The organism is Sporosarcina sp. E16_8 (assembly GCF_017347095.1).
Taxonomy (GTDB): domain Bacteria; phylum Bacillota; class Bacilli; order Bacillales_A; family Planococcaceae; genus Sporosarcina.
In genome coordinates this window covers 1-21,060 of the sequence record NZ_JADPRZ010000053.1, presented here as the reverse complement: position 1 = coordinate 21,060, position 21,060 = coordinate 1, and the positions used below count along the sequence as shown (strand labels likewise).

The following is a 21,060-nucleotide window of genomic DNA, read 5'->3' as shown; positions in this document are numbered from 1 at the left end:
AGCTAAAATCGACTTATTGGCCTTCGGCAACTACTTTAACGATGAGAGAAGCCAAAAACGTTTAGGGTATAAGACACCTAAAGCCTTCTTGGAAGCGCACTTGTTACCTCAAAGCTAGTATTTAACTGCGTCCGATATATAGGGGGCAAACCACAGCGTACCTAACACTAAGATTAATACAGAAAGAAGCCAACCAAATACCGAGGTGGTTGACTTCTTATTTTAATTTATGCAATTGTAGTATGGTTCAAATAATTAAAAGACGTACCCTGAGTTCAGCCATTAGTGTGTGGTGCACAGGCAGGCACCACAATTACTTCAAATAAAACGACGACCCATCAATCATCTCAACATCGTCCCTATTTTTAACCTCTTTAATAACGTTAAAAAGAGCTTCATCCTTCTTTTTCGCCTCAATCATACAATCGATTTGAGGAACCGAACCTTTGATTTCCTTTAAAAAACTGAAAAACATGTCCACATCCACATAATCTGAATGGTGACGGAATGCGTCCTCACTTTTTGGACTAGAGATATGCATTTTGATTGGGAGGGGCGAGTCCTTCCATGTTGCTACTACACGGTCCCAATTATCTTCCCACTTTTCATGACGATGGTGAGCCAGATGATGATGAAAATCAAATACAAGCGGAATTCCTAACTTTTCACATACATAAAGCGTATCGTCCAGTGTAAATGAAGTATCATCATTTTCGAGCATGATCATCTGTTGAATATGCTTTGGGTAATCAACCCAATTTGCAACAAATCGGTCCAAAGACTTTTCTGTTTCTTTATAGTTGCCACCGACATGGAGCACACAACGATGAGTCGAATCAATGTTCATTCCCTTTAACAATAAATAATGCATAGTTAAGGTTTTTAATGAATTCTCCAACACCTCTTTTTTAAAGGAATTCAGAACAACAAAATGATCCGGATGAAAATCAATTCTCAGCTGATGTTTTCTAACAAACTCCCCAATTTCGTCCAATTTCTTTTTTAACGGCTCCATATAATTCCAATTAGGAAGTTCTCCATGGTTCGCCAATGGAATCAGTCGAGAGGTTAAGCGATAAAAATGAATTCCATTAAATACATTATGTTTCAGCAATCTATGTGTATTTTCAAGATTAGCCAGCGCAATCCTTTCCAATTTGCGAATCGCCGCCTCACGATCCCCGATCTTTTGAAACTGAGCAAACGTCATTGTTTTGGATGGAGAAGCATTTTTCAGTTCCATACTCATCGCAACATATCCTAGTCGTACAATCGTCATTTTACCACCTCATCCATCAGTATGAAGCTAATGTGGTGACAGTAGACATTGTTATGCCCTTACGATTAAACTATCCTTCTTGCTTTTCAAGTAGATTGCATAGGTAGTATAAGCAGGAAAATTACATCCAATTTTGTGATCCAGTTCATATAGATTCTCTTTTTGTAGATACGAATCCGAAGAAATCCCCACTCATTGATTAATTGACGAGAAGTGCTATTTGAATGATCTAATTGTATTGGTGCGATGTTAAATAATTTAAATTCGATAATTGTTCTAAAAATACAAATGAAATTGTTCTAAACATTGGTTTAACAGACTTTGCATTTTTTATACAATTGCAGTAAACCTTCTAAATTGTTCATTACAGGTAGCTGACACTTGAGTAATTCATGCGGGAATGGAACGAGCACTCTTATTTACGACCAACACACTTCATCAATCTCATAATCCTGTGAAGAGTCTGTCTCCCCTGTTAAACACGAAAAGCATCCTAGATGGGAGACCGCACTACCAATCGCCCATATCTCCTGACCACAATTGGTACAAGTCGCTCCCTTTTTCTTATCCTTGACAGCCTGTATAAGACTCTCCCTCAAGTGAACTGGGTTTTCTTCCGGATTATTCTTGCAGTGCTTATTCACAAATTTTTCTATTGAAATTGGTACCATTGATATTCTCCTTTCTTATATCCTGGTTTTCTATTCTACTGTAAGTCCTTAATTTCAAAAATCTGTTAAGAAATTTCTAATTGGTGAGCCAGTGCTACATCATGTTTAATAAATGCGCCCGATTACGGATAAACTAAAAGTTTTTTCTGAATTAAGTGACAAGAAGTGATCATATTAAATAAAAAGGCAAAAGTGAAGTTTTTCACTCTTGTAAAATGATAAATATTTGTATTTGAATATACATATGGATCCATATCTTACTGTGATGCCCTTGTCTATTTTTCAACAATTGCTTGTTTCAATTAGCTGGATGAAACCTGACTGATCATATTGATTTAAAAGATTTTGTGTAAATGCACTCGGTTTTCCACCGTCAATTGCAGCCATTCCAACTGTAAACTCTACTTGTTTTTGGCGTTCTATACTTATGTTTTCATTCATAAATAACACCCCTTGCTTATTCATATATCCATTATATCAGCTTTCATTTATATGGAGATAGTTCGAACCTTTCATAAACGTATATGATGAATACAAAAGTCCGTTTCTAAATCAAGTAATCAGACACATTCCTTTCTTACAAACAATACACACATTTAAATAATCATACAAAAAATAAAGAAAAACCGCATAGCTATTGATTTATTTTGTAGTATCATACAATTGCATTGTATTCACTAAATAGTGTCACGTACAGTTACCTGAAATTTAGTTCTAATTCCCTGCTACCATCATAAAATAAATGGATTCGACCTTCAAAATACAAATAAAGGGGACAAGAATATGTATTCCATTCATTTTTACGAAGGTAAAACCTATTTACTAAACAAGGCGTCAAGAATCATACCTTCCGTTAATGAGAATGTGAGAATTAAAGGACGTAACGGAAAAGTGAACAATGTTCAGGAAATGGGGGAAAATAGATATTTTGTGTTGGTCGAGTTTGAAAAAATAGTGGATAAAAGTATACCGGCTATGAACAATTTGAAAAAGAAGAAATGATGATAGATTCCATTAGTCGAAGAGTCAACGATATACAAGTACTTGGTGACATTTAATAGAGCCCTTCTCCAAGTTAGCAATGACAATACCTGTGGAACGCCCACATTTCACAGGCTATTTTCCTAACTGATCCAATTCAGCTTGGATTCCGTGACTTTCCACTTAATCCTGGTTGCCCACTTACATAAGTTTGCCATTAGTGCCTGTTGCCTGTGCACGAAAATTTCATGTTTGTTTCAACAATCGGTTTTGTTTCATTTCATGGAAGGAACAACCCAGAATTGTGTTTGGATTTTGTGATGCACAGGCAGCCATCACTCATTTATTGCATGGTGCACAGGCACGCATTTCCACTTATAAACCAAAAGCCCTCCGACCGATTTTGCACAGGCAGAGGACTTTTATTTCGTATCTATGCTGATTCAACAGAATGGCATCACCGCTTTACATACGCGTTCAGGTGAATCATGCTGTAACACTTTCAGAATCAGCTGATCACGCCAACGCCAAGTAAAATACCGAGTACAAATGAAATGACCCACAGTGTCCAAACGCCCAGACTGAATTTATGGAACTGGTGTTTTGCTTTTTCATCACCTTTGTTATACACCCAGACAGCCCATAGAAAGTGAAACGCCATTAACACAAGAGCTGCGCCGCCTGTAACCTGATGAAGCCCGAATGTCGAGTCGCCGTCCTGTGTTGCAATGCGGTTCATCAAAGTGGTGCCGATCGTATCGAACACCAGGCCACCCACGAAGAACATTAAGTGCTTGAATTGAATCGTGCCGCTCATCTTTTCTCCAAATACGCCGATACTGTAAAAAATTAGTGCAACCACCATTGCCGAAGAAGCGAATATCAGTAACGTACTCATTTAGCTCATCTCCAGTCACCTTTTATAAGTTCATGATAGTCCAGTAAAGTGAACGGAAGGTGAACGGGAGTTTACAGATAGGTGAGTCAGTAACGCGTGCACCGCACAATTATAAACCAATAACAAAACTGAAAAACTCAAAATTTTAGTGTGTGGTGCTTGTGCACGAAACTTTCTTGTTTCAACAATCGGATTTGTTTCATGGAAGGAACAACCCAGCATTGTGTTCGAATTGTGTGGTGCACAGGCAACCATTATTATATTCGCTGGTGTGCATTAAAAAGTATTTTACTCATTTAAAACACTCCCGTTTGAATAATTATCTTCAGTATACCTAGACTTGAACACGGAAAAAACCCCGAAAGTCACTTTTTTTAAAGTGTCTACCATTCGGGGTTCAGTTCACATGTTGTGATTGGTAACTTTTACTTTCACTCTATTTTGTTTTGAAGAGAAATAAGTAAACATTTCCGCTACAATTTCGGGGAGTGGCAGTCAGAGCTTCAATATTGCTGTTCGCCTAGCATTAATAGTCCACCACATTTGGCACATAAGTCCACTTTTTATTGTCGGCTAATATGCTCATTTCCACTTCTAAATTGCCACCTAAATAAACATTCTGTCCTTTTATGGAAATGACCATTGCTTGCATGATAGGGTCACTATCATTTCTTTGATACACATCGCCGATTTTAGGTATATATGTGTTCGGTAAATCGGTTACTACCTGTAGTGATTCTTGGTTCTCAGCCTTTTCTACATTTGGATGTTGTAAGTCAATAATTATTGCACCATCCTCAAGTCCAGGCACCATCACCCAGTATTCATGATGTTTGATGCCATTTGACTTATTACTAATCACACCATTTTTTTCAATCGATGATACCATTTCTATTGCATGGAGATGGTGATGGTCAAGCGAGTCAGGCTTTGGATTGATTACTAAAATGTAATCACCAACTTTAGCCTTGACGTCTTTATGCAGTGTATAACGTTTTTGATTGTAAACGAAACTATCTAAATGTTTAGGTTTATAATAATCAATATCTTTCGCTGTAGCGAGTTGTTGTTCAAAATCCTCCAGGCGAATTAGGTGAATAGACTGTTTGAAAAATGTTTTTATAGAATATACTTTATGCAATTTATTTTGATAGTAAATAAATTGACCTTTACGAACGTTTATTAGCTTCATTTATATTCCCACCTCGCTAAAATTTTTTACCTATTCTCAATCACTCGGTTTGCTTGATTGTTTTGTAAAACGATATGACCATTAAAATAAGAATAATGGAAAAGGGAAGTGCTGCAATAATGAGCATGTTTTGAAACCCGTCAAGCCCACCAGAGTACATGACAATTGCAGCCATCGCTGAAAGTATCAGTCCCCAAACAATTTTCACTAAGTTTGATGGATTTAGTTGTCCACCTGTACTAAACATAGCAAGTACAAATGTGGCTGAATCGGCAGATGTAATGAAAAATATCGCAATCACAATTACCGTCAATATAGATAGTATCATACCTAGTGGATAATATTCATACATGCCGAATGTAACTGTTTCTGTAGCTAATTTGGAAAGCTTGGCAATGCCGTGTTGTTCTAGATTCAATGCTGATCCACCAAAAACAGCGAAAAAAATAAATGTCACGAGCGTAGGGGCGATTAATACACCAATAGTAAATTGTTTGATTGTACGCCCTTTTGATACACGCGCAATAAACATTCCAACAAATGGTGCCCAAGATATCCACCATGCCCAATAAAATATTGTCCAGTCGTTAATCCATTCCCGCTGATCTCCGTTTACTGGTTTTAATTCGAAACTCATTTGAATAAAGTTGCTTATATAATTACCGATTGTCGTTGTAAACATGTTTATAATATACATCGATGGCCCAACGATAAATAGTGTGCACAGTAGTAAGGCCGCGAGCCACATGTTAATCGTACTTAAATATTTAATGCCGTTTCCAATACCTGACCATGCGGATACGATGAAAATGACGGTGGCTATTACTAAAATAATTAGTTGAAACCAAAAAGCTTTTGGTGCGTTAAATAAAAATGTTAAGCCACTATTGATTTGGGAAGAGCCAAATCCAAGTGTGGATGCAACGCCAACTACTGTTGCAAAGATAGCAAGTGTATCGACTAATTGCCCGATTGAACCACGCATTATTTTTTTGCCGAATAACGGTTCAAGTGTTGCGCTAATTAACCCAGGGGCACCGACACGAAATTTAAAATAGGCGAAGATAAGTCCGACAACAGCATATAATCCCCAACCGTGGAATCCCCAATGTAAGGAAGTGTATTGAAGGGATTCCAAAATTGCTTGCTCTGAACCTGGCACAGCATTTGGTGATTTAATGAAAGCGTGTGAAATGGTTTCTGCTGTCGTAAAGAACATAAGCCCAATTCCCATACCAGCACTAAATAACATCGCAAACCAAGCAGGCAAACTGAAATCTGGTTCATCATCATCTTTTCCTAGCTTGATTTTACCAAAGCGTGAGAACATCATATAAATACAAAAACTAATCATTGCAATGATGACAACCATATAAAACCAACCAAATTGAGTGTAAATAAAACTAGTCACGGATGCGGTTAATTTATTTAAATGGTCAGGGGCAAAAGATCCCCAAAGTACAATTGCAATACATATGATGACAGCATACCAGAATACTTTTGTAATATGCAACGAGATCCCCCTATTCTTCACCGTTAATAGGATGGGCAATTTTATCGATTACCATTCATTAATCGATACTGGCTTAAAGGCAATTGTAATACAAAGCGCAGAGTTTGATATTTCATCATTAATACCTTTACAAAAATAGGGTTTTTTCACTAGGCAGATCCGAAGAGCTCTTTAATAGTTGGATGTAAATCAAACTTTTGTGCCCATTGCCTAGCCTCCTCGAGCGATGCAAAGCCTTTGTGTGGAAAATCTGGTCGATACTTGAGCGTTCGAAACATTGCTTAGCGGAGGTAAATTAAGGTTGCCACAGATAGTGAAGATTAATTAATAAAAGCGACCTACCCACAATTAATTCTGTGGACGACGGCTTTTTCCTTGAATAGGTATAAAGATTATTCATTATTGAATAATAAGCGTCAAATAACGGCCACCCGTATGTATCAGGTGGCCGTCAAGAAAAGATATCATGAAGGTGCTATTGTTTTTCAATCTGATATTTTACTCCCTCGTAATTAACAAGTATATTAAAGTCATGTTCTTGATTGAAAGCATCAAGTTCGGCTTGAGTATGCTCTCTGTATATAGTTCCAAATGAAAGAGTATATAAATAACCATCGCTTAAAGTTTCAGCAAGAGTAAGAGTATCAATTGGCCCTAAAGACTCTTTCAAAGGGGAGTTGGCATCAATTTCAAATTCATAAGACAAATATTTTTCTTCAGGGATCTTTTCTTTTGAAAATAAAAATAGTTCATACCTCACACCTTTTAGGACCACTTCTGAAGCAGAATCGTTAAGATTAAGAATTTCACTCTCAATTTTATTAATTTTAAAAGGTATTTGATAATTCACTTTGTTTTCTGTGTCGGTCACTTTGCTAGTTACTTTTTGTTCTACCTTTTCTTGGAGTACACCGCTGTTAGTATTTATTGTGTCTTGAGAACAAGCAAATAAAAGCAAAGTACTCATTAAAGCAAGTAAACCATATGCCTTCTCCATTTTTTCCCACCTTTCATTACTTCCCCATTTTGCTTAATATTATAGTCGAAATAACACCGTTTGGATTTTCTGAACGGTGTTATAAAAATCTTGGTTTAAATTAAATATTAATTGGTGAAGTCTCTACTATAAGTAATCGCTTTTGGTTTTTTTACACCAAATGACTATTTTCCTCTTTTTAAACATGATACCCTCCTTTAGTAGTGGCTTCTTATCCAATATAGAGTAAAATGAAAGGGAAGTATACAGGATAATATGCAAAATTGTGACATATGGAGTTGAGTCTTATATGGATGACTTAGGAAAAAAAGTGTCCTATTTTAGAAAATCAAAGGGATAAACGGTAAAGGATTTAGTGTGTGGTGCCTGTGCACGAAAATTTCATGTTTGTTTCAACAATCGATTTTCTTTCATTTCGTGGAAGGAACAACCCAGAATTAGGTTTTAATTGTATGGTGCTCAGGCACGCATTTCCAATTTTAGACCATATTGAAAAGTTAGACAGTAACAAACATGATACTAGTGGATTTATCTATGTGTTATTGGTAATGTAAAATAATAATTGTTTATTTCTGCATTTCACATTATAAATGCTCGACATTGATAGAATATCGCCTTACATTTAGAAGAACAAGCTACGATTCACAGTCGGAGAGGAAGAGTTTGGAATGAGCTGGATTATCGAATCATTTAGGAACACGTTTAACTTTAGTGGAAGAGCTAGAAGAACGGAATATTGGTTATTTTATTTATTTACAATCGTTATTAGTTTCATAATGTCCATAGTTGACATCGCATTGGGTCTTGACTTTTCGGATGAATTAGGTGTTTTCACATTAATCTTTTTACTTATTATTTTAATACCGGGTTTATCTGTAACAGTTCGTCGTTTACACGATAGTGGTAAAAGTGGTTTCTGGATTTTGTTAAACTTTATACCACTCATCGGTAATTTTATCGTCTTTATACTCACACTTTTGGATAGTCAATCCGAATTGAACCAATATGGACCCAATCCAAAAAAGCACTGAAAATCCATAGTATAGCCAACCAAGAGTAAACCTGTACAATGGGTTTCTTCATGATCCTAAGGTAGCTGTTTGAGACAACCGGTAAACAATTTACATACCTCCTAAATTGCAATAATAAATGCAACAAACTTGAGTTTCCATATATGTCAGACTAAGTCGCGAATTTAATAAGCTATATTAACGAATGAAATGGGGACTTCTGGTAAGGAGAACGTTCCTGCATAACAGTATTGCACAGAGTCACAGCGTAGCTGCTTGCCATAGACTGTAGTTATGAATGAGGATAAATAAAAAAATATGGGGCTTCTCAATGTCACGAGATTGCCCCATACCTTTATTTAATAATAATGAACTAACTTACAAACTCGTCAAAATTTGATAGATGGTTCTCTCTCTACAGAAAGCTTTAAATAAATGGATTACTTCGACATCCAAGTACCATCTCTATTGTTATCACTGAACCCATGAATTTCACCGTTTTTGTCATTAATGACCAATCCCTGGACGCTCCCATAATAAGACGTGTTACCAGTATGTTGAACATCAAGCCCAAGTTCTTCAGGATTCTTTAAAAATACATAATCCTGCTCAACTTGTAAAACATCTTCGTTAAATTCTAGGAACGTTCTAGGATCTTCTACGGATTCTTGAATCGGTTCATTAAACTTAATCGTTTTTACTAACTGTTGAGCAACCATGGACGTAATTCTTCTTCCTCCAGCGCTGCCAATACCTATCGCAGGAGACCCGTTTTTGGTTAATATCGTCGGTGTTGTATAACTAAACGGCCGTTTGCCAGGCTCAGGTCTGTTTGGTGAATCTTCACGATTACTAAAGTTTTTTAGTTGATCATTTAAGAAAAAGCCATTCACATATTCTCCTGATCCAAATAAACTACTTAGCGTATTCGTTACGGATACCATCATACCATTTTTGTCCACTACCACAAAGTGTGTCGTGTCTCCATGATCTTCAATATCAGCATCTGACTCCAAGTTCCTGCGATATTCTTCAGACAATTCAAGCCCATGGACTTCGGATGCGAGGTCATTGATATGATCTTCTGAAATCATTTCATCTGTGGGGACATCTGTATAGTTAGGATCCCCAATATTTTCTAAGCGATCACTGTAACTTATCCTATTGATCAACCCCATCATTAACGAAAAGGCCAAAGGATTATCTTTGGTATTTTCAATTTGTAATGACTCAGCCATTTCTAAAACTTGAAGTAACATAACACCGCCAGAAGGTGGAGGTGGAACTAAAACTTCATAGTCACCGAATTCACCTTGTAAGGGCTCTTTGACTTCAACCTCATAGGATTCCAAATCATTCTCTTCTATTTTATCTTCCTGATCGCTAATTTCATTTGCAATGTCTCCTTGATAAAAGGCACTTGGGCCGTTCGCTTGAATATCTTCCAACGTTTCCGCCAGTTGTTCTTGTACCAATACTTCTCCCTGTTCAATAGGTTCCCCATCAGGAAAGAAATGGTCTAACTCGGGCAAGTGATCTGAATCTGCTTCTAATGCATAATGGAGTGTTTCAGAAACCGTCACACCATTTGCAGCAAAATGGATGGACGGGTCAATGAGCTGTGCCATATTCATTGTTCCAAAATCTTCATGAACTTTGTACATACCTCGAACAAACCCCGGTACCCCTATATCACTTGAAGGCAATGTATTTTCCGGGGCGGTTTCTCGGTAATCATAAACAACTGGGTCTTGGCCATTATCTGGGTGAATTAACATCGTTCCGCCTCCGCCAATTCCTGATCCATACGGCTCCGCAACCCCTAAAACAAAACTAACTGCTATGGCAGCGTCAACAGCATTACCGCCTTGTTCTATTATCCTCATACCTACTTCCGTTGCAATGGAACTATCAGATGATACACCATAGGAGCCTTTTTCCTCCTCTTGCGTTGTATCATTAAGGGTCAAGTCATTATTATCTGTTAATTGAGGCCCGCCACTACCACTGACATTTAGTATGATGAAAAGTATTAGAAGCAAACCCAAACCTATAATAATGTAAAAACGCTTATTGTAAAAGAAACTCTTGTTGTTGAGCATGATCGGTCACACCAAAGCAATTAAAAAGAGGAGGACAGTAATGATTAGCCCCATCCCGGTATCCATGCTTGTCCTTTTTTTGTGTCCTTTGACTGTTACTAAAACCCATTGTTTAAAGGTCAGTCTCGGTTGTGTTTGTTTTGTTTTCTTTACCTCTTTTTCATAGCCTACAGTAGCTTCCATTTATAATTCCTCCTTAAATAAAGTTTGATAAAACAACTGCCCCAAAGGTAGCTCCGCTAAGCAATAATGTACTTACAACTGTAGGTACAACTCCTTGTTTTTGAATGGTGTTTGCAATCAGTCCAGGAACAATAATCCCTATAGCCACCATTCCACCGACTGCCTCAGGAATTAAATGTCCGGGAACTCCAAAGTCGAAAACTGCTTTCATAATAATCCCAGTGGTTATCATCGCTGTAAACTTTCTTCTTCCATATAGGATCGTAAATTTCGCAATAACTTTCATGACAATTAAATATGTCAAAAAAGCGGCCATAAACGTAACAACAATACTTACTGGAGCGGTAAACATCATGGCAATATACCCCGGAACGACTAATCCAGCTGGAATAATTCCTGTAAATTCTGTATAAAATAAGCTTAAAACAACTCCGACAACTATGGCCAGATAAATATCTCCGGTGTCAAATACAAACATTTTTCAATTCCTTTCCCTCTAAGCAGTTTCTTTTGTTATTTTCATTTGCTCAAGTTGAGCTACAAGCTTATCCGCTCCGCCATGAATATTTCCGATTCCGTAAATGCTTTTACCGGATAAGAATGGTTGGAGTGCTCGTACAATTTCATCGGTACTAGCATTTTCTAAATTTAAAAGGTTTCTTGCAGGGAACTCCCCTTTTTTATACGCATCTGCTATGAGCCCCGTGCTGTCTCCCATTACAATCAGTGTTTCTGCTTGTATATATGGCAGAACTTTCTTGACAAATTGTTCAGTACGATCCACTCTATCCGAACGAGTATTCATAATAACAACTGGCTCATCTGTAGGATAACTCAGTTGTTGCACACGCTCCCATATATTGAGTGTGGACGTAGGGTCATTAGCAGCAAACCCATTAACTAAATAGCTAGGATTATCCACATCACCAATTGGAAGTATCTGCATGGCACCTGGATCCGGCCAAGCTTTTAACATGCCTCTACATGCCGTTTCATGATTGATACCTAGAATATCGGCAACGGCAAGAGCTAATGCTGCATTTTCCGGGAATACCATATACTTGAATTTTTTAAGAAATTCTTCGGAAATTACAGAAGTGTCACATATATGTACCTTCGTATTCCGTTGCCTAGCCATTTGCTTAAAGTGAGGAACATAGGGACTTTCATTAATAATCAGGTCGCCGTTATAGGGAATTGCTTCAGAAAATGAATCTGCAACCTCTTTTAATGTCGGACCTAAAACATCCATATGATCTTCTAAAACATTTACAATTAACCCGATATTCGCCAGTAATAGTTGTTCTTGGAAAACTATTTGATAATCTGGCTTTACGGCCATACACTCACACACGAGAGCATCAGCTTTTAACTGAGAAGCTTTACTTAAGACTCTTCTTTGTTCACCTATATTCGGACCTTCCGCTCTTCTCTTAATAGGGACCTCTTGGGAATCAAACCAGTAGAGCATTCTAGCATCGGTTCCAGTCGTTTTTCCAACTGTCTGATAGCCTGCCTCTTGTAAAACGCCTGTTATCAATCTAGTAACAGTTGATTTACCTCTAATTCCATTTACATTTACTCGTACTGGGATACTTGCCATGTTTTTGTCATTAATTTTTTTATCCTTAATACCAAAGAACATAGCTATAGAAGCTATTAACAGGATGAGTAAAAATTCTTCTAACATTTTTCCACCTCGACATCAAATGTTTTAATATTGATCATGTTTGTGTTGTCTACCCCCTTTTTTAAAAAAATGTCGTATTAAGTCGTATTAAGTCGTGTTAATAAGAAATCTCCCACTTTCTCAACCACTGTTACTATAACAAAGGAATGTTAAGATAACATAACGGCATTGTAAACATTGTCACATTTGTATTACATACGTGACTTTCTTGATCCTTGTTTATTTCACAAATTGTGGCATCCCTTTAAACAACGCCTTAACATCACCTTTTTGATTGAGCGATTAATCTTAATTACTGATAATTGACTTTGCAGCTTTACTATAACGGACATTTTTTGACAGGATAATAGTTTTTATGACTCATTTAATAAAATAGTATTAATTAATACCCTAAATAACTAAGGTGATTTAGTGGCATTAACATAACTAATTGTAACTATTTCCCCCTCGATGCAGCCGAATTAAGCTAGATTTATACTATTGATCAGATTGTTCAGCCGCATATGCATCGATAGTAGAGGTTTTCATAATCCTGACCCTGCAAGCATGTGAGAGTCATCGATGATGAGATAGATAACAATCTATTCCTTAAACTTTTTATGAAGATTAAACTGTGTTTCGCTTTCTTAATCATCCTCTATAGTATGTTGTTCCGGTAAATAGTTCCAAACACTTATATGCGCATCCTTAATCGAACCATTAGCGATCGCTCTAATGGCGGCCATCATAGCCACTTCCCCTTGATTAATTAAATCACCATTGCCTTTTTGCCCTAAAATAGAGGAAGGATTTGGTGAATCAGTAAGTCCTCGATTTTCAAAAAGAAGGGTTGGAATGTCATAATGTACTGCAAAATGGTTACGAGCAATGGATGTTTGAGTACTATCACTACGATAGTATGCTAAATTGCTATACCCCTTTGGCTCTACCGCATCATACACCACAGCCCCTAGTTTTTTTGAACTTTCGAGAACCTCATCGGTTACATCATTATTTGTCGGATAAAGCATCGCACCAGAAACAAACTCTCCATCATCAGTCGCTCTATTCGCAATTTGGTGATGAAAATCGATGGCATAATCAATTTTATATTTATCAAGTACATTCTCGTGCAACGCCTTTGATTCCGGTTGAGACAATGAATTATGCGTTCGATTTAAATTAATCCCATTAGCGTTGTTACGAGTTTGTAAACCTCCGTGGTGAAAATGGGAAGTATCCCAATCCACATCCCCTTCGGCACCATCAACGTTTAAACGTGGGACAAAGAGAATATTGACCTTATCAAGCAAGTCTCTCACTTCCTTATTATTGGTTGATAGCTGCCGAAGAACATTAATAGCAGATTCTGTAACTAGTGATTCATTCCCATGCTGTTGGGTCAAAATTAATAATGTTGGTGTATTTGCGTCGTTTAGATTATGCCCAAACTTCGCAAGATAAAGATCACGTCCTTTTACAGATTCGCCAATCACTTCTACAGTGATGTGCTCGGCTTCCCGATCAACTTTTTCTAAAAAGCTAGACATCTCTTCATAGTTGGTTAAACATTCGGTTTTTATATGTTGATTTTCATTTACAATGGGCACGTTACTAGTAACGCTAGCAGATTCATAGAATGACGGTGCGCTGCTACGACATCTGTTTACTCTTTTCCTTTTCATGTTTAAAACCATTCCTTTCGCTACGGTCAAGGCACAAAACACTTTGAAATATGTTTGCGCCTTGCTTTTTTTATTATTCTAAACTTATAGGAATGCACAGTTAACTACAAATCCGCGGAGGAGAGTGGGGGCATTGATGCAGAATAAGCGCTTCTTTTTTCCCGCAGATTATTAATCTATTTCCAAACATTAATAACTCCAGAAGCTCTACCCCCTGGGGGAAACTCCACACCACACACCCTAAATCGTCATACTCAATTTCATCACGTGCTTCTTGTTTCTTCACCCTTAACCATTTTGCACTTCCTACTCCAATAAGAAGCCCAACTATTATTCCCCATATATGTTACATACCTTTTATAAAAATAACTACATCCTTGAGGAATGTAGTTATTTAACACTATAAGATTCTTGTTCCACAAAATTGCCCTTTAAAGCAATAGAGGGCGCAGTTTTATTCCAGATTTGCGTCTGATTATTGCATAAAGCAGGGATTTCAGATAATTCATAAGTCAAAGTGCTGATAACGAATCTTTCACCGATCATCTGCCGTCTCAACATTTGAAATCGTTCGTCCTTCGATCAATCGATTTATCCAATACTGTTCATCATTGATTGTTCGGGATACGATTTCACCATCAATCACAGTGATAAATGTTCCATCTCCTGCGTAAATACCTGCCATCGTAGGAACTGTTCCATATTCTGAAGTTGAAAAAAACATGAGATCTCCCAACTGAAGCTCCTCAATATGAAGTTGATCTCCATATTCACGTAATTCTTCCACATTGGATGGAAGATAGATACCTGAGGCTTCTGCATATATCTGCTTGATAAATACCGCTGACGTCTCGTCAAACGATTGGCCGACATATTGCTTAGCCAGCTGTACTTCTTCGCTAGCCTCAACTTCCGTATCATACGTTCTCGCGCCTATATAACGAGGGGGCCAATAATCACTTGTTGTTAAGTCAATGACGGTAACACCGCTAGAAGCTACCACTGCAATTATCTGATTATTACCAATATAGATCGCTGGAATGATACTTGTGCCTTGGAAAAAGAAAATGTCTCCTGGCTCAGCCTCGTTCCTTGGAATTTCTGTCCCCTCTTTCCATTGCTGTCTTCCATATCGCGGCAGGTCATACTGCCATGCTTGGTTGTATACGTATTGGACAAAACTGCCTGTATCAAACCCCTCATCAGGTGTCGATCCTCCAAGAGTGTACTCAGTTCCCAGCAGTTGATAAGCTTCATAAACAGCATCGTTATGATATTGAATAGCAAGATCTTGAAATCGCTTCGCACCAGTAAAGTGATCCCGCCAGTATTCGCTCATGTACGAAATAGTCGTCTGACCTTCTTCCCCTGTTGCATGAATAATATAATCTTCTCCTAAATAAATCGCAGTGTGAGAAATACCTTCCTGCCATGTCCCTGAGAAATACAGGACATCTCCTGGCTGAAGTTCTTCATCCAGATCAATGGATTCTATATCTATCCCCTCTGGCAGCAATGTCTCACCAACTTCCCACTGCCGATAACTAATTCGGGGCAAATAGACATCCAGCGCCTCACGAAAAACGGTTTGGACGAAAAATGAACAATCAAAGGCATCCAAGGTACTGCCTGTCATTAAATAAGGTGTTCCTATATAATTCATTGCTTCCCTTACAACGGAGCTATCATGATCCTCATAAGTTTCCGGGTTTGATTTTCCCAATAGCTCGTCTGTATAACGAGCTGCACCTATATAGCGTTCTGCATAGTAGTTATGATAATCTAAATGCCTTTCCTGTACCCCAGAGGATGTAGCTATCACAAACTGGTCATCTCCTGAATAAATACCTGAGATGATTTCCTGTTCGTCGTTTTCAAAAAAGACAAGGTCCCCAGGCCGCAATTCATCCCTGCCGATACTCATACCTGTTTCCAGCTGAGGTGAAGAGCGTTTGGAGAGCCAGCTCCCTGTCACATCTTTATACACATAGTAAACGAAAGAACCTGAGTTAAATCCTTCTTCCGGGCTATCTCCTGATCGATTATACGGAGCCCCTATTAAGTCTCGAGCTAATTCAACGATTTCATTTCCAGAAGGAGGAGATGTATCTTCATCGCTGTAACGTTTGGCACCCTGATAAATATCTGACCAATAGTCGCTTGTCACCATATTCCAATCGGAGATCCCTTCACTCGTAACAATCACAAAACGCCCATTGTTTATGTAAATCCCTGACATCAAATAGGTTCCCTGAAAAAAGACAACATCTCCTGACTGAGGCTTATCAACATCCTCTCCCTGGATCCATTGATCGACAGCTGATTGCGGAAGAGAAATACCTTTGGCCCCCTCGTAGATATATTGTACAAATTCGGAAGTGATCCACCCTTCTTGATTTCCCCCCAATCCCTCCAGGGCCAATGCAGCAGCAGGATCTGTAACATTATCTTCTGTAAATCGGGCAGCTCCCGCGTAGGCACCCGACCAATACTCGCTTGTTACCAAATTTCGTTCAGAAATTCCATCACTGGTCACAATCACAAAACGGCCATCATTAATATAGATTCCCGACATCAAACTGTTTCCCCGAAAAAAGACGACATCCCCTAGCTTTAACTCACTGTGCTCTACTTCCTCACCAATTTGCTGCTGATCTACAGCATATCTCGGCAAGGAAATTGACTTTGATTCCTCATAAACATATTGTACAAATTCAGAAGTTAAAAAACCTTGGTCATTTCTGCCAACCATATCCAATGCAAGTTCAGCAACCGGACCACTCCATTCCTCGGCTTCCGAAAAAACCGGGCTCAATGCGAAAAACATCAATACATAACGCTGTACCTGCATCTACATCTCCTCCATCCCTACCTTTAAATTTCAGATGTTTTTCATTGCCACTATAAAGATACCCTTTTAAATAACCATAAACCTGGGAGGAGCCTTTGGTTCATGGATTGGAAGTTATTTTTACTATAAATTTAATAGTGAAGTCGCTTTACTCATCGGAACAGCTTTGCCTATAATCGCCTCATTCGTTCATTTTATAAATAATAAAAAAATCTATCAAACACCAAAAGTCTTAGTGTGTGGTGCACAGGCAGCCATCACTCCAAAGATGTGTACAGTCTTTGCGACGGTAACGTGGCGATTTCAATTCACTTCCTTGAAGCCATTCGTCAAAACTGGCTCTCTCCTTTTATCTATTACGGTGTATTTGACGAGACGGACTATAGTGGGTTGCAATGGAGAATTAATTCGTATGACGAAGAAGGGTTATTGCGCTTACAACTACGGGCTGACTATGCAGCTGCTGTTTTACGTGCCTGGGAAAAAGAAAAAAAGTAGAACTATCGGCTTCTGCTCATCTGTTAAGCAAGCTGTTCACCTAAGTCAGCATTTCAATAAGGCAGGCTATAAACGATTGCATTACACGGTAAATCGGAACGTAACGCAAGACAACATGCACGGAAACGCCTTGAAACAGGGCAACTCGACGTCATTTTCACGGTCGATTTATTTAATGATGGCGTAGACATCCCTTCTGTTGACACGTTACTATTTGCACGTCCAACTGAGTCACTCACTGTATTTACGCAACAAATAGGGCGCGGCTTACGTCTTGCCAACGGAAAATCACATTGTGTCATTATTGATCTAATTGGAAATTACCCCAACGCAGATGTTAAATTGCGTGCCTTTACAGAAGACGGCGAGTAGCCAACGTCTTTGAATTCAATCGCGTTACATTTGCCAAAAAACTGTGATTTAAGACTAGATCTTGCTGTAATAAATCTCCTTGAAGAAAGGAATAGAAAACGTTCACCTCGCAAACAAAAACTTGTCGACGCATTTTTAAAATTAAAGACGGATCAAGGCTTGCGCCCAACTTACTTGGAATTCCACCTAAAAGCAGACGCTGATTCCCGATTTATCAGACAGGAGTTCGGCTCCTACCCTGGGCTGCTTGCATATGCAGGGGAATTAAGTGACATCGAACTAGATGTCTTTGAAAGATATAAGATGATTGTGCTGCATTATATACTTTCGCGAGGACAAGATAACTGGCTAACGCCAGTCACTTCCAAGCAAATCGCACCTTATTTCCATCGCTATTTCACCGAAAAAGACTATAGAATACGAACAGATTTCTCTGTTCAACAAGGGAAAGAACTTCGTACCTATAATGAAAAGAAGATCACTTCCCTGCTCACCCGCATGCCCTTGTCCTATTGGAGCGGTTCGTCAAAAGGGTTAGTTACATTTCAAGATAATGTCTTTACAATACGTGTGACTCCTTTAGCCGAGCATGCAGAAATTCTTTTCCGTTGGACTGAGGAGATTTGTGACTATAGATCGCATGCGTATTTTGAGCGGAAGTCGAATTTTATGGAGTGAATTTTTCAAAAAACTAGGTGACTGTAACAAAAAGTGATTAGTAATTCATATCTACGAATGAACATGTAGAATAGACTAGATATGCTTAAGCATATCTAGTCTATATTTTGCAAAAATAGCGGTACATAGAATTAAATAGTGAAATATAAACCAATTTGAGCAAGATTTTACATGAGGAGGCGAACATGATTGCTTGCATTGGCTGTGCCGGTCCTTGTGGCGCCTGGCTTGTGCATCTTTCCCATAGAAGATTCATGTAGTTCAACTTGGAATCTGCAATATCTTTGCAATTCTCTGCACTTAATACAGGCCGCTCTCTCTTAGTCCGATTGTGGCTCTATTTTCTGTCGCTATTAGCACTCAAACTTGGCAGAGCTGCTCTATTCAATAGGAATATTCACCTGCAATAAATACACATGGATTCAGCATTCCACCATGTCCTCCTACACCTGCACACAATAGTCAATCAATCTACATCTAGAAAAAAAGGTATCTGGTACTAACACAATTCGGAATGGATTCAGAACCAAGCACCTGAAATACGTCTCTACTTTATGAATTATTGAATCTTATTGAAAAAATCTTCAACTTTATCGACTTGAGATACAAGGTTAGGTATATTTCTAAATGAGAGGTTATGTAAACTACTTTTTAGATAGTAGGTTATTTCACCTGTTAATTTGTTTAAACGTGATTCGAGACGTGCGTTAATAAATCCCGATTGTTCAACTATCGGATTTTCTTTTAAGAAAACAGCAATTTCATTCGATTTAACTGTATACAAAGTGGTGTCTTTTCTATCATTTGAATATTGCCCAGCTAAATAACCAACGATTGTTTTTCCCTGGATTAAGACCGACGAAATAAAGAAATCACTTAGCGGATTTCCTTTTTCAACTGAGTAATTTTCTTTTGGTATTTTAATTAATTTCTCATAGGACTCAGAATTTGGCATCACCACTTTTACCCCTTCAAAGACTTCAAAAGTCCCCAATGATTCAATCTCTTCTAAGGAATAATATACCTTTTTATCTACATGAATTATTTCTTCAGTACCTATTACTAACTCTTGTGTAGCTTTATTTTGCTTAGCAGACTCAAAACTATCGTTAATAATTTCAGCTAAAGATTCCTGAATACATTTTTGAACTAATGGTCGTGCCGTGTTGATAAACTGTTGCGTCACTTTAAAATTAAATCGTTCTTTTATAACGAATTTAATGAAATCATCATTCGGATTTTCAAAGATTTCTTTGATAACAGACTTGAATGATTGAGTATACATGAGTGATTCAGCCAAAATCTTTATGCTTTCATAATCATAAAGATTTTTAGAGAATTTCACCAACTGGTTGAAATCATCCTCAGTATAGTTTGCTATATGAAAAATAAAAAATGGTTTGGAATCCATAATATTTGTATTGTTCATGTCAGTGAAAAAGTGATATTCTATCCCATTTGTTAAAATTCCAAGTCTTACGTTAGGAAACGTACTAAAATATCTACTAAGTTGCGGAGCATTTTTAGTAATAGCGCTGTTTATCGATTTAGCTTCAAGAAAAATTTTAGGTTCTCCATTAATAGATATAGCATAGTCGACTTTCTCATTTTTCTTATGAAAATCTGCTGTAAATTCTGGCGTCACTTCTTTCGGGCTGTATGTATCGTACCCGAGTCCCCTTAGCATAGGTAGTATCAAGAATTGCTTAGTAGACTCTTCATTTGTAATCAAATCTTGGTGATCATCTACTACTTTATTCAACATTTCCAACGTTTCTTTAAGGTTCAATTTACAAACTCCTTTATATTCACGATGAATGATATTATAGAAAACCATCTGCTTAGTATACTTTTTCGTCTACACGGTAAATTAGTTCGAGGTTCTAATGGACAAGTAACTAATGATGAAAGTCTTAAAAAGGGGTACCTGTGTCAGACACAAAGGCGAACTATTCACACGTTCAAATAATGATACATAAAATAAAGAAAAACCGCATAGGTATTGATTTAATTTGTATAAATATACAATCGCATTGTATTCACTGAATAGTGTCAAGCACAGGTACCTAAAATTTACCCCGTCAACAATTGGACCTTTGTGTGCAGCATTAACACTGTAGTACATAGCCAATTTCATTATCTAGAATATGTTCTAAAAAACGAGACGATGGTTCGTTATATATAATCAATTCAATCCGCCCCTTTTCACAAGAACTTTTCCCGCAATTTCCAAATACAATATAGTGTTATCAAATACAATTGACTTAGTTTATTAGTAATTAGTCCCATTTTACATAATTTTACCACAGTTACCAACCCAACTCCCAAGAATACTCAAATAATTCTTTTTTCCGGATTAGTTTACACTAGAGTGAGGGGTACCCACTAGCGTTGCATAGAATCCAGTATAAACATTCTTTTTCATTTTTTACCACTCTCTTCCGGTTTTAAAAATAAAAAAAGGAACAGGTCCGTAAAGAC

General features: G+C 37.7%; 18 protein-coding genes and 1 pseudogene. 6 read left to right on the top strand and 13 right to left on the bottom strand.

Annotated elements, in window-relative coordinates:
- Nucleotides 1-313: 313 nt before the first annotated feature.
- Nucleotides 314-1,279 carry a UV DNA damage repair endonuclease UvsE gene (gene uvsE, locus I2484_RS18365; RefSeq protein ID WP_207152515.1) on the bottom strand — a complete coding sequence of 322 codons (966 nt, stop codon included), beginning with the start codon at nt 1,277-1,279 and terminating at the stop codon, nt 314-316.
- 953 nt (nt 1,280-2,232) lie between these two features.
- Nucleotides 2,233-2,391 carry a hypothetical protein gene (locus I2484_RS18360; protein ID WP_207152517.1) on the bottom strand — a complete coding sequence of 53 codons (159 nt, stop codon included), beginning with the start codon at nt 2,389-2,391 and terminating at the stop codon, nt 2,233-2,235.
- A gap of 342 nt (nt 2,392-2,733) precedes the next feature.
- Here I2484_RS18360 and I2484_RS18355 point away from each other — a divergent pair, with 342 nt between their 5' ends.
- Nucleotides 2,734-2,952, top strand: a complete 219-nt coding sequence (locus I2484_RS18355) for a hypothetical protein (protein ID WP_207152514.1) — start codon at nt 2,734-2,736, stop codon at nt 2,950-2,952.
- 487 nt (nt 2,953-3,439) lie between these two features.
- Here I2484_RS18355 and I2484_RS18350 read toward each other — a convergent pair whose 3' ends face one another.
- From I2484_RS18350 to I2484_RS18335, 4 genes are all read right to left on the bottom strand, one after another.
- Complete coding sequence (locus tag I2484_RS18350; protein ID WP_207152513.1) at nt 3,440-3,829, bottom strand: HsmA family protein; 390 nt, start codon at nt 3,827-3,829, stop codon at nt 3,440-3,442.
- Between the two features lie 526 nt (nt 3,830-4,355).
- Nucleotides 4,356-5,021, bottom strand: coding sequence for a hypothetical protein (locus I2484_RS18345; protein WP_207152512.1), 666 nt, complete (start codon nt 5,019-5,021; stop codon nt 4,356-4,358).
- Between the two features lie 40 nt (nt 5,022-5,061).
- The gene (locus I2484_RS18340; RefSeq protein ID WP_207152511.1) at nt 5,062-6,534 is read right to left on the bottom strand and encodes a BCCT family transporter; all 1,473 of its coding nucleotides are present in this window, start codon (nt 6,532-6,534) and stop codon (nt 5,062-5,064) included.
- Between the two features lie 475 nt (nt 6,535-7,009).
- Nucleotides 7,010-7,531 carry a hypothetical protein gene (locus I2484_RS18335; protein ID WP_207152510.1) on the bottom strand — a complete coding sequence of 174 codons (522 nt, stop codon included), beginning with the start codon at nt 7,529-7,531 and terminating at the stop codon, nt 7,010-7,012.
- Nucleotides 7,532-8,199: 668 nt separating this feature from the next.
- On the opposite strand from I2484_RS18335, the gene I2484_RS18330 reads away from it, so the two are divergent.
- Nucleotides 8,200-8,562, top strand: a complete 363-nt coding sequence (locus tag I2484_RS18330; RefSeq protein WP_207152509.1) for a DUF805 domain-containing protein — start codon at nt 8,200-8,202, stop codon at nt 8,560-8,562.
- A gap of 419 nt (nt 8,563-8,981) precedes the next feature.
- Here I2484_RS18330 and I2484_RS18325 read toward each other — a convergent pair whose 3' ends face one another.
- The 6 genes from I2484_RS18325 to I2484_RS18300 form a co-directional block, all read right to left on the bottom strand.
- Complete coding sequence (locus I2484_RS18325; RefSeq protein ID WP_207152508.1) at nt 8,982-10,643, bottom strand: gamma-glutamyltransferase family protein; 1,662 nt, start codon at nt 10,641-10,643, stop codon at nt 8,982-8,984.
- A gap of 6 nt (nt 10,644-10,649) precedes the next feature.
- Nucleotides 10,650-10,826: a hypothetical protein gene (locus I2484_RS18320; RefSeq protein ID WP_207152507.1), complete on the bottom strand. Its 177-nt coding sequence runs from the start codon at nt 10,824-10,826 to the stop codon at nt 10,650-10,652.
- A 13-nt stretch (nt 10,827-10,839) separates the two neighbouring features.
- On the bottom strand, nt 10,840-11,304 hold the full coding sequence (pgsC, locus tag I2484_RS18315) for a poly-gamma-glutamate biosynthesis protein PgsC (RefSeq protein WP_207152506.1): 465 nt from the start codon (nt 11,302-11,304) through the stop codon (nt 10,840-10,842).
- A gap of 18 nt (nt 11,305-11,322) precedes the next feature.
- Nucleotides 11,323-12,516 (bottom strand): poly-gamma-glutamate synthase PgsB, encoded by a 1,194-nt coding sequence (gene pgsB, locus I2484_RS18310; RefSeq protein WP_207152505.1) that lies wholly within the window; start codon nt 12,514-12,516, stop codon nt 11,323-11,325.
- A 626-nt stretch (nt 12,517-13,142) separates the two neighbouring features.
- Nucleotides 13,143-14,180 carry a M14 family zinc carboxypeptidase gene (locus tag I2484_RS18305; RefSeq protein WP_207152504.1) on the bottom strand — a complete coding sequence of 346 codons (1,038 nt, stop codon included), beginning with the start codon at nt 14,178-14,180 and terminating at the stop codon, nt 13,143-13,145.
- 535 nt (nt 14,181-14,715) lie between these two features.
- Nucleotides 14,716-17,031, bottom strand: a complete 2,316-nt coding sequence (locus tag I2484_RS18300) for an NlpC/P60 family protein (RefSeq protein ID WP_207152503.1) — start codon at nt 17,029-17,031, stop codon at nt 14,716-14,718.
- An 82-nt stretch (nt 17,032-17,113) separates the two neighbouring features.
- Here I2484_RS18300 and I2484_RS21675 point away from each other — a divergent pair.
- The 4 genes and pseudogenes from I2484_RS21675 to I2484_RS18285 all read left to right on the top strand — a co-directional run.
- Nucleotides 17,114-17,248 (top strand): annotated as a pseudogene (locus tag I2484_RS21675) (MFS transporter); the annotation flags it as partial.
- A 77-nt stretch (nt 17,249-17,325) separates the two neighbouring features.
- Nucleotides 17,326-17,529 (top strand): hypothetical protein, encoded by a 204-nt coding sequence (locus I2484_RS18295; protein ID WP_207152502.1) that lies wholly within the window; start codon nt 17,326-17,328, stop codon nt 17,527-17,529.
- Nucleotides 17,530-17,604: 75 nt separating this feature from the next.
- The gene (locus I2484_RS22050) at nt 17,605-17,901 is read left to right on the top strand and encodes a helicase-related protein (RefSeq protein ID WP_207152516.1); all 297 of its coding nucleotides are present in this window, start codon (nt 17,605-17,607) and stop codon (nt 17,899-17,901) included.
- 9 nt (nt 17,902-17,910) lie between these two features.
- The gene (locus tag I2484_RS18285; RefSeq protein ID WP_207152501.1) at nt 17,911-18,579 is read left to right on the top strand and encodes a hypothetical protein; all 669 of its coding nucleotides are present in this window, start codon (nt 17,911-17,913) and stop codon (nt 18,577-18,579) included.
- Nucleotides 18,580-19,138: 559 nt separating this feature from the next.
- Here I2484_RS18285 and I2484_RS18280 read toward each other — a convergent pair.
- Nucleotides 19,139-20,368, bottom strand: coding sequence for a type I restriction endonuclease (locus tag I2484_RS18280; protein WP_207152500.1), 1,230 nt, complete (start codon nt 20,366-20,368; stop codon nt 19,139-19,141).
- Between the last annotated feature and the right edge of the window lie 692 nt (nt 20,369-21,060).